At 69.9% G+C, this 16,013-nt stretch carries 13 protein-coding genes; 10 read left to right on the top strand and 3 right to left on the bottom strand.

What is annotated here, in order from left to right; genetic code table 11:
• Positions 1-94: 94 nt before the first annotated feature.
• Entirely contained in the window at positions 95-1,300 is a 1,206-nt protein-coding gene (locus ACTWJ8_RS07430; protein ID WP_443263376.1) for a metallophosphoesterase, read from the top strand.
• Positions 1,301-1,555: 255 nt separating this feature from the next.
• Positions 1,556-3,190 (top strand): AMP-binding protein, encoded by a 1,635-nt coding sequence (locus tag ACTWJ8_RS07435; RefSeq protein ID WP_443263377.1) that lies wholly within the window; start codon positions 1,556-1,558, stop codon positions 3,188-3,190.
• A 65-nt stretch (positions 3,191-3,255) separates the two neighbouring features.
• Here ACTWJ8_RS07435 and ACTWJ8_RS07440 read toward each other — a convergent pair whose 3' ends face one another.
• Both ACTWJ8_RS07440 and ACTWJ8_RS07445 read right to left on the bottom strand, forming a co-directional pair.
• A complete protein-coding gene (locus tag ACTWJ8_RS07440) occupies positions 3,256-4,128 on the bottom strand; it encodes a SigB/SigF/SigG family RNA polymerase sigma factor (protein ID WP_443263378.1) in 873 nt (290 codons plus the stop codon).
• Positions 4,118-4,582 (bottom strand): STAS domain-containing protein, encoded by a 465-nt coding sequence (locus ACTWJ8_RS07445; protein WP_443263379.1) that lies wholly within the window; start codon positions 4,580-4,582, stop codon positions 4,118-4,120. Before ACTWJ8_RS07445 ends, ACTWJ8_RS07440 begins: the two co-directional genes overlap by 11 nt.
• Positions 4,583-4,717: 135 nt before the next feature.
• On the opposite strand from ACTWJ8_RS07445, the gene ACTWJ8_RS07450 reads away from it, so the two are divergent.
• The 5 genes from ACTWJ8_RS07450 (at position 4,718) to ACTWJ8_RS07470 (ending at position 13,531) form a co-directional block, all read left to right on the top strand.
• Entirely contained in the window at positions 4,718-5,050 is a 333-nt protein-coding gene (locus tag ACTWJ8_RS07450) for a helix-turn-helix transcriptional regulator (RefSeq protein ID WP_356383339.1), read from the top strand.
• 466 nt (positions 5,051-5,516) lie between these two features.
• Entirely contained in the window at positions 5,517-7,142 is a 1,626-nt protein-coding gene (locus tag ACTWJ8_RS07455) for a family 20 glycosylhydrolase (protein ID WP_443263380.1), read from the top strand.
• 63 nt (positions 7,143-7,205) lie between these two features.
• Complete coding sequence (locus ACTWJ8_RS07460; RefSeq protein ID WP_443263381.1) at positions 7,206-9,191, top strand: family 20 glycosylhydrolase; 1,986 nt, start codon at positions 7,206-7,208, stop codon at positions 9,189-9,191.
• A 286-nt stretch (positions 9,192-9,477) separates the two neighbouring features.
• A complete protein-coding gene (locus ACTWJ8_RS07465) occupies positions 9,478-11,877 on the top strand; it encodes a glycosyl hydrolase family 95 catalytic domain-containing protein (RefSeq protein ID WP_443263382.1) in 2,400 nt (799 codons plus the stop codon).
• Positions 11,878-11,962: 85 nt separating this feature from the next.
• Positions 11,963-13,531, top strand: coding sequence for an amidase family protein (locus tag ACTWJ8_RS07470; RefSeq protein WP_443263383.1), 1,569 nt, complete (start codon positions 11,963-11,965; stop codon positions 13,529-13,531).
• Positions 13,532-13,571: 40 nt separating this feature from the next.
• Here ACTWJ8_RS07470 and ACTWJ8_RS07475 read toward each other — a convergent pair whose 3' ends face one another.
• On the bottom strand, positions 13,572-13,994 hold the full coding sequence (locus tag ACTWJ8_RS07475; RefSeq protein ID WP_356383325.1) for a YjbQ family protein: 423 nt from the start codon (positions 13,992-13,994) through the stop codon (positions 13,572-13,574).
• A 123-nt stretch (positions 13,995-14,117) separates the two neighbouring features.
• Between ACTWJ8_RS07475 and ACTWJ8_RS07480 the strand changes: the two genes are divergently transcribed.
• From ACTWJ8_RS07480 to ACTWJ8_RS07490, 3 genes are all read left to right on the top strand, one after another.
• Positions 14,118-14,201, top strand: coding sequence for a putative leader peptide (locus tag ACTWJ8_RS07480; RefSeq protein ID WP_443264829.1), 84 nt, complete (start codon positions 14,118-14,120; stop codon positions 14,199-14,201).
• Between the two features lie 148 nt (positions 14,202-14,349).
• Positions 14,350-15,228, top strand: coding sequence for an ABC transporter permease (locus ACTWJ8_RS07485; RefSeq protein WP_443263384.1), 879 nt, complete (start codon positions 14,350-14,352; stop codon positions 15,226-15,228).
• Positions 15,201-15,965, top strand: a complete 765-nt coding sequence (locus tag ACTWJ8_RS07490) for an ABC transporter ATP-binding protein (RefSeq protein ID WP_443263385.1) — start codon at positions 15,201-15,203, stop codon at positions 15,963-15,965. Before ACTWJ8_RS07485 ends, ACTWJ8_RS07490 begins: the two co-directional genes overlap by 28 nt.
• Positions 15,966-16,013 lie beyond the last annotated feature (48 nt).

The raw sequence follows: 16,013 nt of genomic DNA on the forward strand, positions 1-16,013 counted from the left end.
CGAGTTGCGCTTCTGACAGACTCTCCGGCAAGCACCACACCACCCGGCGCCGCCACGGCGACGACCCGCCGGAGAGCACCGCAGGAGGGGCAGCGTGACCGACACCAGCGACACCCGATCCGCCGACAGCGAGGTGCCCGCCGCCCCGCCGGGCCTCCTGCACCGCCTGATGCGGTTCATCCCGCTGATCGCCCCGGTCCTGCTCTGGGCCGTGCCCTGCTGGGTCCTCCTGTACGCGGGTCAGGACTGGCCGCTCACCGTCGCCCTCACCGGCACCGCGGTGTGCGTCCTCGGCCTGGTCGGGATGCCGCTCGCGATGGTGCGCGGCCACGGGAAGCGCCAGCGAGACCGGGCGGCGATCGTCGGTGACGTCCTGCTGGGCGGCGTGTGGGTGCTGTTCACGTGGTCCGTTCTGCTCGGCGTCCTGCTGCGGATCGCCCTGACCGTGGCCGGAATCGGGGAAGGGCAGGAGCGGGCGCGTCTCGTCACGTGGGCCGTCCTCGGTGTCACCGCCGTGCTGCTCGCCTGGGGGTACGCGGAGGCGCGCCGGGTGCCGCGGGTGCGCCGCCTCGACGTACGACTGCCGCGCCTGGGCGCCGGATTGGACGGCACGCGGGTCGTCCTGATCACCGACACCCACTACGGTCCGCTCGACCGCGTCCGCTGGTCGGAGCGGATGTGCGCGACGGTCAACGCCCTGGAGGCCGACCTCGTCTGCCACACCGGTGACATCGCCGACGGCACGGCCGAGCGCCGCCGGGCGCAGGCGCTGCCGCTGGGCACCGTACGGGCGACGCACGCACGGGTCTACGTCACCGGGAACCACGAGTACTACAGCGAGGCCCAGGGCTGGGTGGACCTGATGGGCGAGCTGGGCTGGGAGCCGCTGCGCAACCGGCATGTGCTGCTCGAACGGGGTGGTGACACGCTCGTCGTCGCGGGGGTCGACGACGTCACCGCCGAGTCGTCGGGGCTCGCGGGCCACCGCGCGCACCTCGCCGGCGCCCTCGACGGCGCCGACCCCGAGCTGCCGGTGCTTCTCCTCGCCCACCAGCCGAAGTTCGTCGACAGGGCGGCCGCACACGGCGTCGACCTCCAGCTCTCCGGGCACACCCACGGGGGTCAGATCTGGCCATTCCACCACCTGGTCCGCCTCGACCAGCCGGCGCTCGCAGGACTCACCCGGCACGGCGCGCGCACGCTCCTCTACACGAGCCGCGGCGCCGGATTCTGGGGCCCGCCGTTCCGTGTCTTCGCCCCGAGCGAGATCACGCTGCTCGTTCTGCGCTCCCATACGTAGGTCAAATCCAGGAAGAACAAAGGAAAAGAAGGAGTCAAGGCGGCCGGAGCAGGCCAACCCGAGGCATGTTTGGATCATGAAGGGGGTTAGCCTGGATCTTGGTTGTCTGGGGCAACCAATGACCCGGGGCGGGCGCCACTTGTGCCGGGCGCGGCGCCATGCGCCGACGACCCCGGACCTCCACCCCCACACCCAACAGCACGACCACCGGCACGCCCCAAGACCAGCGGGCCGGTGACGCCAGGAGGACGATCCATGCCTGCCGAGGCATCCGCAGCCACCCCCACAACTCCCCACGCGCCCGAGGCCACTTCGCAGAACCCGGCGATATCCGACGCCACGTCAGAAGAGCCGCACCGCTTCCGCACCTTCGTCGAGGACAATCTCGACACCCTCGCGGACCACCCCGACCGCGAACTCCTCGTGTACCAGGACCGCCGCCTGACGGCCGGTCAATTCCGTTCCCTGGTGCACCGCATGGCCCAAGCCCTCGCCGCGCAGGGCGTCGAGCGCGGCACGACGGTCACCCTCCTCAGCGGCAATCTGCCGGAGACCCTCGCGGCCCGCTACGCCGCCAACCTCGTGGGCTGCCGCGTCAACCACCTCTACAACAAGCTGTCGGCCGACGTGCAGGCAGCGATCGTCCAGGACGTCGAGACGCAGGCCCTGATCGTCGACCCGCAGTACGCCGACCGCGCCGCGGAACTGACCGCGGCGGCGCCCGTGCCGCACGTCCTCGTCCTCGGCGAGAGCAAGCGCGAGCTCGGCCGCGACATGCTCGCGCTCGCCGCCGAGCAGCCCGACGAACCGTTCGTCTCCCGCGCCCGGCCCGACGACATCTGCACGATCCGGCACACCGGCGGCACCACGGGCCACCCCAAGGGCATCGTCACGACCTTCGAGCAGGTCAACCGGATGCGCCGGATGGTGGCCGAGGCGCGCCCCGCCGAGCAGGAGGCGCCGCGCCAGCTCGCGTGCACGACGCTCGCGCACGCCGCCGGCATGCTCGCGGACAACGTGATCCAGTCCGGCGGCTGCGTCGTGCTGCACGACGACTTCGACGCCGGCGAGGTGCTCGCCACCATCGAGCGCGAGCGCATCACGCACCTGTTCCTGCTGCCGCCGCTCGTGTACCAGCTGCTCGACCACCCGGACTCCGAGCACCGTGACCTGAGCAGCCTGCGCGGTCTCACGTACGGCGGCTGCCAGGCCTCGCCCGCCCGGATCGCCGACGCGGTGCGCCGCTTCGGCCCCGTGCTCCTCCAGTTCTACGGGCAGAACGAGGCGGGCGGCATCAGCGTCCTCACCCCCGAGGACCACGACCTGGACCGGCCCGAGCGGATGCGCTCGGCGGGCAAGGTGCTGCCGAGCGTGGAGGTCGCCATCCGCGACACCGACGGCAGGGACCTGCCGACCGGCGAGCTGGGCGAGATCTGCGTACGGTCCGAGGGCACGATGACGGGCTACTGGAAGCAGCCGGAGCTGACCGCGGAGGTGCTGCGGGACGGCTGGCTGCACACCGGTGACATCGGATTCCTCGACGAGGACCGCTACATCACCGTGGTCGACCGCCTCAAGGACATGATCGTGGTGGTCGGCGGCCACGTGTACACCACCGAGCTGGAGGACCTGCTCAACTCGCACCCGAAGGTGCTCCAGAGCGCGGTCTTCGGCGTACGCGACGCGGACCGCATGGAGCAGGTGCACGCGGCGATCGTGCCCGCGCCCGGCGTCACGGTGGAGCCGGAGGAGCTGCGGGCGGCGGTCCGCGCCCAGCGCGGCGCGATGTACGAACCGTCCGCCATCACCTTCGTGGACGCCCTGCCCCTGACGGACGCGGGCAAGCCGGACAAGAAGCTGCTGCGGAAGCGGGCGGAGGAAGCGGCCTGACCACGTGCGGCCCCGCCCTCCGATCCGACGCACGGAGGGCGGGGCCGCACGCACACACCCGTCGCCTACGCGGTCGTCAACAACCCGGTGCGCAGCTTGGTGAGGAGACGGGACAGCAGGCGCGAGACGTGCATCTGGGAGATGTCGAGGGCGTCCGCGATCTCCTGCTGCGTGCGCTCCTCGACGAAGCGGAGGTGGATGATCCGGCGGTCGCGCTCGTCGAGCCGGGCGACGAGCGGAGCCAGCGAGCGGTAGTTCTCGATCAGCTCGTACGTGTCCTCCTCCACGCCGATCACGTCGGCGAGCCTGCCGTCCTCCCCGTCGGCCTCCTGGCCGGTGAGGGAGGCGTCGAGGGACGCCGCGTTGTAGCCGTTGGCGGCCTTCTGCACCTCGGCGATCTCGGCCGGCTCCAGCTGCATCAGCTCGGACAGCTCGTCCGTGGTGGGCTGCCGGCCGAGACGGGACTGCAACTCGTCGGTGGCCTTGGACAGTTCGACCCGGGCCTCCTGAAGTCTGCGCGGGACGTGCACCGCCCAGGTGGTGTCGCGGAAGAACCGCTTGATCTCGCCGGTGATGTACGGCAGCGCGAAGGAGGTGAACTCGACCTCCCGCGAGAGCTCGAACCGGTCGATCGCCTTGATCAGGCCGATGGTGCCGACCTGGATGATGTCCTCCATCTCCTCCTGCCCCCGGTGCCGGAAGCGGGAGGCGGCGTACTTCACGAAGGACAGATTCATCTCGATCAGCGCGTTCCGCACGTACTGATGCTCACGGGTCCCCTCCTCGAGGCGGCTGAGCCTCTCGAAGAAGTACTTGCCCACATCACGCGCATCGCGGGGCGCTATCGAGCCCGGGTCCACGCAGGCCCGCTCGATCAGCCTCCGCTGAGGCCGCGATGCCGCGTCGGATGCGAGCTGGTGTGCCGTCTCAGTGTTCATGAGGATGCCCCTCTGCAACTGTGCTGGCGAATGTGGGGTCGAGGATGTTCGCCCGCGCTGTCTCGGGCCCTTCTTCCGCAGGGGTGAACAGCCCGTGGGTGCGGGTGATGCGGAGCAACCGCGCGACCGGCGCACTGGCCGAGCACAGCCGCACGGTCTTCCCCACCGCCAGGGCCTCCTGCCGTAAGCGGAGCAGCACCCTGAGTCCCGCGCCGTCGCAGAACGTCAGGCGCTCCAGCTCCAGGTCGAGGCCCGCGATCGACCGCGCGAGGGCGGTGCGCAGGGTGTCCTGGAGGGCGTGGGCGATGTCGAAGTCGATCTCGCCGTACACCGCCGCGGCGACGCGGTCACCACGCTCGAACACCTCGACGACGGGCGCCGACGGAGCGGCACGGGCGGTTCGCGCATCGCCGCTGACCTGCAGCGACGTCCACGTGGCGGTCGAAGCATCCATGCCGTCCAGCACCGCCCCACCTCCCCGCTCGGCCCGTCGAGTGGCACACAGCTTGGTACGAACTCTGAATCACGTCAACCAATACCTGAAACAAAATTCGTGATTCGTATGGCCGGGAGGCCCTATAGTGGGCGCATGGAGGAGCAGACCACGTCGCACACCGGGTGGACGTTCTTGACCAACCACGCCCGGGTCCTGGCAGCCATCGCCGACAACCATCAGGTCCGCATCCGGGACCTGGCCGCGCACTGCCGACTGACCGAGCGGGCCGTGCAGCGGATCATCACCGACCTCGAAGAGGCGGGCTACCTCTCCCACCGCCGCGAGGGGCGCAGCAACGTCTACGCGATCGACCCCTCGAAGATCCTCCGCCACCCGGCCGAGGCGGACGTGAGCGTGGCCTCCCTGCTGGCGGTCCTGGCCCGCGACGAGGCGAAGCGCAATACGTCGGCGTATCACATGTCTTGAGCGGGTCCGGGGGAAGGCGGGGCCCCGCCCCCACACCTCCCCCTCCCCTGCGTGCAATCCGGACGGACGGGCGGAGACGAGCCGCTAGTCAGCCCCACGGTCACTCGTAGGGCGCCCTCGCCGATCTGCTCGATGCCGACGCCCGGCGGACGCTTCATGGGGCCACCTTCTGCACCGACACGATGTCGCGTCGGCTCATGGTCTGCTCGTGATGCGTGCGGGCGTCCGCGAGGTTGTCCCGCGCCTACAAGGCGAGGAACTCGCGACGGTCCCGCGCGAGCCCGCGGTCGCCAGTGGTCCGATCACTTGCCTCCAACTCCGGGGAAAGTTCCCGCAGATGAGAGTCATCACAGCAATGTGGTCCGACGAATACAGCTGCCAGAGGGGTGTCGGAGGTGCTGCGGCAAGTGGTATACACCACTCTTGTCGGACAGGAGTTGACCCCGTTACCCGCAGGAGTGCTGGTATGAGCGAAGACGACAGGCGCCGACTCACACGACGGCACTTCACCGTCGCCACCGCGGCCGCTGCGGCAGCCGGCCTGATCGGGTCGCCCGCCCGGGCCGCCGCGGCTCCACGCACCACAGCCCCGTACGCGGCCCGAAGAGACACGTCGGGCGCCCCCTTCGTCGTACCGGCGCTGCGGGAATGGGTCGGCGCGGAGGGTGAGTTCCGGCTCCGCCCGGACTGCCGGATCACCGTGCCCCGCGGGGACCGACGGTTGATCCGGCTCGCGCACAAGGTCACCGGCGAGATGGCCGAGCTGACCGGCGTCCACCTCCGTCCACCCCGGGTCGGCGACGGAGCGCGCGACGGCGAGATCCACATCAGGATCGACCCAACGGACAGCCACCCGGCCGGAGGCGAGCGCTACCGCACCGAGGGCTCCCGGATCGCCGTCACCCCACGGCACATCCACATCACGGCACCCGCCCACACCGGCGCCTTCCATGCCACCCGCAGCCTGTTGCAGATCCTCGTGGGCGGAGGCCGCCGCGCCCTCCCCGCCGGCACCGCCGTCGACTGGCCCGCCTACGCGCGACGCGGGTTCGTACTCGATGTCGGACGACGGTGGTTCGAGCCGTCCTTCGTGCGTGACTACGTCCGCTACCTGAGCTGGTTCAAGTACAACACCTTCCAGATCCACCTCAACGACAACGAGATCAGCCCGCCCGACGGAGACTGGAGCAAGGCCTACTCGGCCTTCCGGCTGGCCTCGGACCACCCCGGGTTCACCGGGCTGGCCGCCACGGACGGCGCCTTCACCCGGCGGATGTGGAACGAGCTGGAGGACGTGGCGGCCGACCACTGCGTTCAGTTGATCCCCGAGATCGACGCGCCGGCCCACGCCCGCGCCTTCATCGAGTTCAAACCCGAACTCGGGCTCGACGGCGGGAGCTCCGACCACCTCGACCTGGCCAAGCCCGGGACCACCGAGTTCATGAAGTCGGTCTTCGACGAGTTCGTGCCCTGGTTCCGCAGCCCGATCGTCCACTTCGGCGCCGACGAATACCCCAAGGAGCACGCCCGGCAGTACCGCGACTACTTCAACGCCATCGCGGCCCACCTGCACTCGCTGGGCAAGCAGCCGATGGCGTGGGGCTCGATGAAGTGGATGACCGGGACGGCCGAGGGGTACGTCCGCGACGTGCTGCTCAGCATGTGGAGCGAGGACTGGTACACCCCGGCCATGGCGCTCGAAGACGGTTACCACTACGTCAACACCGACGACTCCAACCTCTACATCGTGCCGCTGGCGGACTACTACCACGGCAAGACCGGCCTCGACGGGCCCTGGCTCTTCGAGAACTGGGAACCCCACGTCTCCCGTACGCAGCGGGTCGAGCCGATGGCCCCCGGCCTTGACGGAGCCATGTCGGCGGTGTGGAACGACCTGGTCCACGCGGACTACGGCAGTGAGGACGTCCACCGTCTGGTCGAACCGACCTTCGGTCTGCTGGCTCAGAAGATGTGGCGCGGCGTCGAACCCGGGCAGACCTACGAGGAGTTCATGGACGGGGTGAGTCGTCTCGGCGTCGGCCCCGGTACCGAACACCTCACTTCCACCCTCGGCAACCCGTCGTCGGGCTGACCGTCAGCGGCGGCGTATCCCCTGCACGTCTTCAGCGCTCGCCTCGACCGAGAGAGGATTGTCATGCTCCGAACATGCAGCATCGCCCGAGCCGCAGCAGCCCTGCTGCTCGGCGCACTGCCCTTGGCCCTCGGCACCACCGCAACCGCCGCACCGGCGATACCAGCGCCGACCGAACTCACCGCGGCGGGCAACCCGGCGACGGTTCCCGCCCTGTCGGACTGGAAGCCGGCAGTCGGCAGCTTCACCCTGACCCGAACCAGCCGCGTCCTGGTCCGCGACGACACGCTGGCCGACGACGCGGCGACCTTCGTCGGCGACCTGGCCGACGAGCTGGGACGCACCCTTCCGGTCAAGACCACCGCCGTGGCACCGAAGGCGGGCGACATCGTGCTGGACGTCGACTCGGCACGCACAGCGCTCGGGCGGGAGGGCGTCGCTCTCAGCGTCGGCAGCACGATCAGGATCACCGGGCGTACAGGGGACGGCGTGTTTCTCGGAACGCGGACCGTGCTCCAACTGCTCCGCAAGGGAACCCCGGTGCCCGCCGGCCAGGCCGTTGATGTGCCGAAGTACGCGGAGCGCGGCGTCGGTGTGTGCGCCTGCTACATCCACGTGTCGATGCCCTGGCTCGAGCGTCTGATCAAGGACGCCTCCTACCTCAAGCTCAACCAGCTCTGGCTGGAACTCAAGGTGAAGAGCACGGCCCACCCCGAGGCCAACGAGTGGGGCTACTACACACCTCGGGAGGTCGAGCGGTTGCAGAAGCTGGCCGACAAGTACCACGTCCAGCTGGTTCCGGAGGTCAACTCCCCCGGGCACATCGACCCGTGGATCCGCAACCGCCCCGACCTTCAGCTCACCGATGCCGACGGTGTCAAGCACCCGTCGGGCCTCGACATCACCAAGCCCGAGGCGTTCGACTTCGTCACCTCGATCATCGACGAGTACTTCCAGGTCTTCGACACCCCGTACTGGCACATGGGCGCCGACGAGTACCTGATCGGCGGGTTGGAGTACTCCGATTTCCCGCAGATGGAGACGTACGCGAAGCAGAAGTTCGGCCCGGACGCGGTGCCCGAGGACGCGTTCAACGACTTCATCAACCGGGTCAACGCCTATGTCAAGGCCAAGGGCAAGCGACTGCGGATCTGGAACGACGGGATATCACCGAACGCGACCGTGCCGCTGGACCGGGACATCCTCGTCGAGCACTGGACCAACGACGAGGTGAAGCCGTCTCAACTGATTGCCGACGGGTACGAGGTGATGAACGCGGCGAACGCGCTGTACCACGTGCGGGGCACCTACACGATCAACACTGAGCGCCTGTACGACGAGGGCTGGACGCCGCAGTCCTTCGAGGGCGAGAAGGTGACGAGTGCGGACGGGATCCGCGGCGCCAAGATCTCCATGTGGCCGGACAACGCCTCGGGCAACACGGAGAACGAGGTCGAGGACGACGTCCGGATGCCGCTGCGCTTCGTCGCGCAGGCCACGTGGGGGCAGTCCGCTCCGGACGCGACGTACCGCGCGTTCGAAGAGCGCGCCGAGGCCGTGGGCCGAGCCCCCGGGTTCGACAACGTCGAGCGCACACCGATCCGTTCCGGCGACTATCTCGTGGCCGCAGGCAAGAGCTATTTGACCGGTGAGGGCTCCGAGGACGGGGCGCGTGTCGTATTGGGCTCCCGGGGCACCCCGCTGCGGTTCGCGCCCACCCCGGACGGCTACTACACCATCGGGGATCGGCGGACCGGCCGCTGCCTGGAGACGCGGCTCGGCGACCGGCAGCTGAACACACCCCTCCAGCCGCTGAGCGCCATCACCCTGCAGGACTGCGACACGAACAATCGCCTGCAGCGGTGGGAGGTCGCCGCGTCCCACGGCGACGTGACCCTGACCAACGCCGTCACCAGGATGGTCGCCGTCATCGACGGCACCGGTCTCGTTCAGCAGATTCCTGACGGGCATCGGGCCCAGGTGTTCGAGCTGGCCGAGACCGCGGCGAGCGGAGCCGCCGACACCCGGCGGGAGGCCGAACGGAGTTAGGGCCCTTCTGACGGATCAGGCTGGATGCGGGTGGCCGGGAGCACCCGGCTCCATGAGCGGGGTCTGGTGCGTGCAGCTGCAAGGCGGAGGAGGGCGTCAACGCGGAGCGTTGGCAACCGACGACAACGCGGCAGATGGGCGTGCCAGGGCCCGCGACTCCAGCAAGATCCGTCAGAAGGGCCCTAGGCCAGGCGTCGCCCATGTGACGGAGGACCGGAGCCGGAGGACGACGGGATCCGCCCACCCGTCGTCCGTGCACCGCAGCCGACCAGAGAGGACGATCATCATGAACGAGCCCCGGTCTTCGGGACCCGACCGACGCACCTTCCTCAAGCTCGGAGGCCTCGCGGTCACCGCGCCCGTGATCGCGACGTACATCGGTGACCCCGGCGCGGCGGCCGCGCAGCCTGCCGGAGACGGTGCGGGAACAGCGGGGGCCCTGCGGGTCGCCATGGCGGGAGCGGCCGACAGCGACCGGATCCTCATGGAGGGGCTCCCGGTCGGCAACGGCCGCCTCGCGGCCCTGGTCGGCGGCGGCGCCCGCGAACACCTCGCCCTCAACGAGGGTTCCCTGTGGAGCGGAGGCGAGAACCCCACCGGCGACTACGGCTCGATGGGCAGCTACAAGGCGCTGGGAGACGTCCACATCGACCTCGGCCACGACCCTGCGCTGATCCGCGGGTACCGCCGCGAACTCGACCTGGAGACAGGCGTCGTCACGGTCAACTACACGTACGAGAACCGCGCCTACGTCCGGGAGACCTTCGCCAGCTACGCGGACCAGGTCGTGGTCACGACCGTCACGACCTCCGAGAAGCACGCCCTGTCGGGGTCCGTACGGGTCGCCGACGGCGGCGGCCGCACGTCGGGGTCCACCGTGTCCCGGCCGGGCCGACTGTCCGTCTCGGGCGGCATCGGGGGCGGCGGCGTGCGGTACGGGTGGCAGGTGCTCGTGGACGCGCCCGGGGCCCGCTCCACCTCCGCGGAGCAGGCCACCGCCTCGACGTCGTTCGCCGGTGCGACCAGCCTGACCGTGATCGTCGGCGCACGCACCACCTATGTCCCCGATGCCGACAGGTCCTTCCGGTCCTCCGTGGACCCGCTCGCCGAGGCCGCCCGCGACACGACGGCGGCGCTCGCGCGTGAGGTGCGGTCCCTGCGGCGCAGGCATCTCGACGACTTCGGTGCCCTTTTCTCGCGGCAGAGAATCACCCTCGAAGGGTCGGACGAGGCCCAGCTCGCGGCACCGACATTCCAACGAGTGGAGGACAATCGGACCACTCCGGATCCCCAACTGTACGCGCTCTACTACCAGTTCGGCCGCTACCTCGTGATCTCCACCTCGCGTCCCGGCGGGCTCCCGCTCAACCTGCAAGGGTTGTGGAACGTCTCCGACTCCCCGCCGTGGAGCTCGGACTACCACCACGACATCAACATCCAGATGTGCTACTGGCTCTCCGACCCCGGCAACCTGCCCGGCACGATCGACCCGCTGGTGGACTACCTGCACGTCCAGATCCCCGCTTGGCGCCGCGCGACCCGGGCGGCAGTCCACAAGCCGGGCACCACCCGTCCGGTGCGCGGCTGGACCGTCCGGGTGTCGAGCAACGTCTCCGGCGGTCTGGGCTGGGACTGGCTTCCCGCGGGCTGTGCCTGGTTGGCCTGGCACCTGTGGGACCACTACACGTACACGCTGGACGAGACCTTCCTGCGCGAACGTGCCTACCCGGTCCTGAAGGAGGTCTGCCAGTACTTCGAGGACCTCCTCGTCGACGACGGAGCCGGCCGGCTGGTGGTGCCCGAGACGTGGACACCGGAGCAGACGGTCGCTTCGCCGTGGCGGGTCACCCGCGTCGGCTTCGAGGCGGGGGCCGAGATGGGGCCGTACGAGGACGGCGTGAGCATGGACCAGGAGCTGGCCTGGGACGTCTTCGGCAACTTCATCGAGGCCTCCCGGATCCTGGGGCTCGATGCCGCCTACCGCGCGACGGTGGCCTCCCTGCGCGAGCGACTGCACGTGCCCGCGGTCGGCAGCTGGGGCCAGCTGCAGGAGTGGTACATCGACCGCGACGACCCCGACAACCACCACCGCCATGTCTCCCACCTGTGGGGGCTCTTCCCCGGCCGCCAGCTCACCACCGACGCCTCCCCCGAGCTGGCGGAGGCCGCGCGCGTCTCGTTGGCCGCGCGGGGCATCGGCCCGACGGGGTGGTCGGCCGCCTGGAACGCCAACCTCTGGGCGACCCTCGGCGACCCGGACAAGACCATGCAGGCGCTGAGGAACCTCACGCAGCCGGTCACCTCCGACCACGGCGACGTCGACATGAATTACCACGGCGGCGTCTACCCCAACCTGTTCGACGCCCACCCGCCGTTCCAGATCGATGGCAACATCGGTGGCGCGAGGGCCTTCGTCCAGGCGATCGCCGCGAGTTCGTGGAAGCACATCGACCTGCTCAAGGCACTCCCTGAGCAGTGGCCGACCGGCACCTTCACCGGCATCCGTGCCCGTGGCGGGTTCGAGCTGGATGTGCAATGGGCGGACGGCGCCCTCACGGCGGTCACCGTCCGTTCGCTCGCCGGACGCGACACCACCCTGCGGTACCGGGACCTCAGCGTCCACGTGGCGATGGCCAAGGGCACCACGGCACGGTACGACGGGAGGCTTCGCCTGGTGGAGAGCTGACCGGGGGCCGCCGGGCGTGACCGGATGGCTGTGGCCGATGCCGTGGCCTTGCGGGACGGCATCCGTGTGTAGTGCCCTACGCCCCATGACGAACCTGAGAAAGAAGGGCGTCACCACACTGGGCGCCCTCCTGATCGCGGTACCCCTCGCTGTCACCGCACCGTCCCCCTCGGCAGCCGACACCGGCACGCCCCTGGGCGTCGACCTCGACACGGTGACCATCCCGCAACTACAGGCGCGGATGGCGAAGGGCTCGCTGACCCCGTCGGCGCTGACCACTGCCTACCTCCAGCGGATCAGATCCATCGACCCCACAATCCACGCGGTGCTGCGCATCGACCCGACGGCGCTGCGCCAGGCCGCCGCCAGTGACGCCCGCCACCGCAAGGGCACCGTCCGCGGCCCCCTCGACGGCATCCCCGTTCTGATCAAGGACAACGTGAACACTCGCGGACTGTCCTCGACGGCCGGATCCCTGGCACTGGCCGGGAAACCGCCCCGTACCGACGCCGACCTCGTGACACGGCTGCGCAAGGCCGGAGCGGTCGTCCTCGGCAAGACCAACCTCTCCGAGTGGGCGAACTTCCGTGCCGCGAAACCGACCTCGGGGTGGTCGGCGGTGGGCGGGCAGACCAACAACCCGTACGTATTGGACCGCAACCCCTGCGGGTCCTCCGCGGGTTCGGGCGCCGCGCTCGCCGCGTCCCTTGCACAGGTGGCGATCGGCACCGAGACGGACGGCTCCATCGTGTGCCCCGCCGGCATGAACGGAGTCGTCGGCCACAAACCGAGCCTCGGTGTGGTCAGCCAGGACGGCGTGGTCCCGATCTCCGCCGAGCAGGACACGGCGGGACCGATGGCGCGCAACGTCACCGACACGGCGCTGACCCTGGCGGTGATCCGCGGCGACACCGGCGGTACGACGGCCGGCCGTACGGACGCGCTGCCCGGTCCCGCCGGCCTGCGGGGCAAGCGGATCGGCCTGTGGCGGCTGCCGTCGCTCGGATCCGGCGTGGACGCCCTGATGACCCGTACGGCGAAGAAGCTGCGTGCGGCAGGCGCCGACGTCGTCGAGGTGACGCCGCCGTACCAGAAGCGGCTCGCCGAGCTCGAGTTCCCGGCGCTGCTGAGCGAGTTCCACCGGGACATCGACGCCTATCTCTCGACCCGCAACGGGCCGCGGGATCTCGCCGCGCTCGTCGAGTTCAACCGCACCCACCCCCAAGAACAGACGTGCTTCGCCGGACAGGAACTGTTCGAGCAGGCCCTCGCCGCGCCGTCGACCACCGACCCGGAATACCTGGCCATGCGCGCGGAACTGAAGGACCTCTCCCGGCGCTCCATCGACGAAACGATGGCCGCCCACCGCCTCGACGCCATCGCCTCCCCGACCAACCCGCCCGCGTGGACGACCGACTGCGCCCGCGGCGACAACGACGTCATCCCGTCGTCCACTCCGGCGGCCGTGTCCGGATACCCGTCCCTGTCGGTGCCCGCGGGCTTCGTGGGAGAACTGCCGGTCGGCATCCTGCTGATGGCCGGAAACCACGAGGACGGCAAGCTGCTGTCGCTCGGTGCGGCGATGGAACGCCGCCTCGCGGCTTGGCGGGCACCGCGCTATCTGTCGACGCAGGGCAGCAACGCCGGCCGGTAACCCGGATCAGCCCCTCAGAACAATCTTGCTCGGCTCCTGGTCACCCCATGAAGCTCAATCGGACGTGACGGTCGGGGTTGTCCACGTTCGTATCCACCAGACAAACCGACTGCCACGTCCCCAGCTCCAGGGCCCCCGACACCACCGGCAGCGTCGCGTGCGGGGGCACGATTGCCGGGAGGACGTGGTCGCGGCCGTGGCCCGGGGAGCCGTGGCGGTGCTGCCAGCGGTCGTCGGCGGGCAGGAGGGTGTGCAGGGCGGCGAGGAGGTCGTCGTCGCTGCCGGCGCCCGTCTCGATGACGGCGATGCCCGCGGTGGCGTGCGGGACGAAGAGGTTGAGGAGGCCGTCGCGGCCTCGGGCCACCTCGCGCAGGAAGGACTCGCAGTCGCGCGTGAGGTCGACGACGCGCTCGCTGGAACCGGTGGTGAGGTCGAGGACTCGGGTCGTGAAGACGTCTGACATGCGGACATTGTCCCCCGAGGGGGCGACTGGGCGCATGGCGGCGCTGTCCGTGGAGCCATCCTCGCTGGTCCACACGGTGAGACACCGTTGACCATGGGGCGGCAACTGGATACGTTCTGCGGCATGTTGCGTTCAGCCCTGCTCACCACGCGCGGTCACATCGACCTGCTGCGGGTGGCTTCTGCCGCGTGTCGCTGCGGCCGCTGACGCCCACTCTCCCTGCTTGAGCGTTTCTCGCTCCTCTTCTCTGCACCCTCTTCGTTTCTCGTCGCTGCTTCGGCGTTCGTCCGTGCCGGCGCGCCGCTGACGCGCGCCCGCCGACGCCGAGGCGTGCCCTCGCCTGCCATGGAGCGCCATGAGCATCAGTCATGCCCCGCCCGTTTCGTCGGCGCCGCGGACACCTTCGCCAGAGAAGGCGTCCGGCCCGTCGCCCGAACTCGTCCCCCTCGTCCCCTCCTCCACCCGACGCACCCGCGTGCCCCGTTGGCTGCGCCGCACCAGTGGGCCGTTGTTGCTCCTCGTACTGTGGCAAGTCCTCACGTCCGCAGGGGTGTTGACGCCTGAGGTGCTCGCGTCGCCGGGCACCATCGCGCGGGTCGGGACGGATCTCGTCTCCGACGGGTCACTGCCCGCGGCGATGGGTGTCTCGCTGCAACGTGTCGCCGTCGGGCTGCTCTGCGGTGTCGTCGTCGGGACGGGGCTCGCGCTGCTGTCCGGGCTGTTCCGGGTCGGCGAGGATCTCGTCGACGCGAGTGTGCAGATGCTGCGGACGGTGCCTTTCGTCGGGCTCATCCCGCTGTTCATCATCTGGTTCGGGATCGGTGAGGCGCCGAAGATCGCCATCATCACGCTCGGCGTGTCGTTCCCGCTGTATCTGAACGTGTACGCCGGGATCCGCGGCGTCGACTCCCAACTCATCGAGGCGGGCGAGTCGTTGGGCCTCAGCCGCTGGGGTCTCGTACGGCATGTGGTGCTGCCGGGGGCGCTGCCCGGAGCCATGACCGGGTTGCGGTACTCGCTCGGCATCGCGTGGCTGGCCCTGGTGTTCGCGGAACAGATCAACGCGGACGCCGGCATCGGCTTCCTGATGGTGCAGGCCCGGGACTTCCTGCGGACCGACGTCATCGTCGTCTGCCTGGTCGTCTACGCCTTCCTCGGCCTGCTCGCCGACTTCGTCGTCCGTTCCCTCGAAAGGCTGCTGCTGCAATGGCGACCGACGTTCACGGGCCGGTGACCCCCGCGCCCGCCGCCTCCTCCGTCGACACCGGTTCCGCCGTGCGCGTCGAGGGGCTGTCCCGCTCGTTCGACGGACGTACCGTCATCGACAATCTTCAACTCGACGTACGGCCAGGCGAGTTCGTTGCCCTGCTGGGGCGCAGCGGCTGCGGCAAGTCCACTCTGCTGCGCATCCTCGCGGGTCTCGACCGTGACATCGACGGCACCGTGCTCGTGCCGCGCCGCAAGGCCGTCGCGTTCCAGGCGCCGCGGCTCATGCCGTGGAAGCGGGTGTGGCGCAACGTACTGCTCGGGCTGCCCGGCACACCCGAACGGGCCGTGGCGGAACGGGCGTTGGAGGAGGTCGGGCTCGGGCATCGCGTGGACGCCTGGCCCAAGACGCTCTCCGGCGGCGAGGCCCAGCGCGCCTCGCTGGCCCGCGCCCTCGTGCGCGAACCGGACCTGCTGCTGCTCGACGAGCCGTTCGGAGCGCTCGACGCGCTCACCCGGATCAAGGCCCAGCGACTCGTCGGCGAACTGTGGCAACAGCGGGGCTGCGCCGTGCTGTTGGTGACACATGACGTCGAGGAGGCCGTGCTGCTCGCCGACCGGGTGCTCGTCATGGACGACGGTGTCATCGCCCACGAGACACCCATCGACCTCGAACGACCCCGGGAACTCACCGACCCGCGCTTCGCCGAACTCCGCGCGGAGCTGCTGCGACGCCTTGGCGTGGACGAGTCCACCGAGCACTGATCCCGTCCCACTCTTCGATGACCGCACCTCCCCTCACTGCGAACGGAC

The sequence above is a fragment of the Streptomyces sp. SDT5-1 genome, from assembly GCF_052245995.1.
Classification (GTDB): Bacteria; Actinomycetota; Actinomycetes; order Streptomycetales; family Streptomycetaceae; genus Streptomyces.

What these genes read in the sequence shown, in the direction of transcription:
- ACTWJ8_RS07475 (WP_356383325.1), bottom strand. Translation starts at nt 13,994, where the DNA reads ATGTCAGACGTCTTCACGACCCGAGTCCTCGACCTCACCACCGGTTCC.
- ACTWJ8_RS07485 (WP_443263384.1), top strand. Translation starts at nt 14,350, where the DNA reads ATGAGCATCAGTCATGCCCCGCCCGTTTCGTCGGCGCCGCGGACACCT.
- ACTWJ8_RS07470 (WP_443263383.1), top strand. Translation starts at nt 11,963, where the DNA reads ATGACGAACCTGAGAAAGAAGGGCGTCACCACACTGGGCGCCCTCCTG.
- ACTWJ8_RS07490 (WP_443263385.1), top strand. Translation starts at nt 15,201, where the DNA reads ATGGCGACCGACGTTCACGGGCCGGTGACCCCCGCGCCCGCCGCCTCC.
- ACTWJ8_RS07450 (WP_356383339.1), top strand. Translation starts at nt 4,718, where the DNA reads ATGGAGGAGCAGACCACGTCGCACACCGGGTGGACGTTCTTGACCAAC.
- ACTWJ8_RS07445 (WP_443263379.1), bottom strand. Translation starts at nt 4,582, where the DNA reads ATGGATGCTTCGACCGCCACGTGGACGTCGCTGCAGGTCAGCGGCGAT.
- ACTWJ8_RS07455 (WP_443263380.1), top strand. Translation starts at nt 5,517, where the DNA reads ATGAGCGAAGACGACAGGCGCCGACTCACACGACGGCACTTCACCGTC.
- ACTWJ8_RS07440 (WP_443263378.1), bottom strand. Translation starts at nt 4,128, where the DNA reads ATGAACACTGAGACGGCACACCAGCTCGCATCCGACGCGGCATCGCGG.
- ACTWJ8_RS07480 (WP_443264829.1), top strand. Translation starts at nt 14,118, where the DNA reads ATGTTGCGTTCAGCCCTGCTCACCACGCGCGGTCACATCGACCTGCTG.
- ACTWJ8_RS07465 (WP_443263382.1), top strand. Translation starts at nt 9,478, where the DNA reads ATGAACGAGCCCCGGTCTTCGGGACCCGACCGACGCACCTTCCTCAAG.
- ACTWJ8_RS07435 (WP_443263377.1), top strand. Translation starts at nt 1,556, where the DNA reads ATGCCTGCCGAGGCATCCGCAGCCACCCCCACAACTCCCCACGCGCCC.
- ACTWJ8_RS07460 (WP_443263381.1), top strand. Translation starts at nt 7,206, where the DNA reads ATGCTCCGAACATGCAGCATCGCCCGAGCCGCAGCAGCCCTGCTGCTC.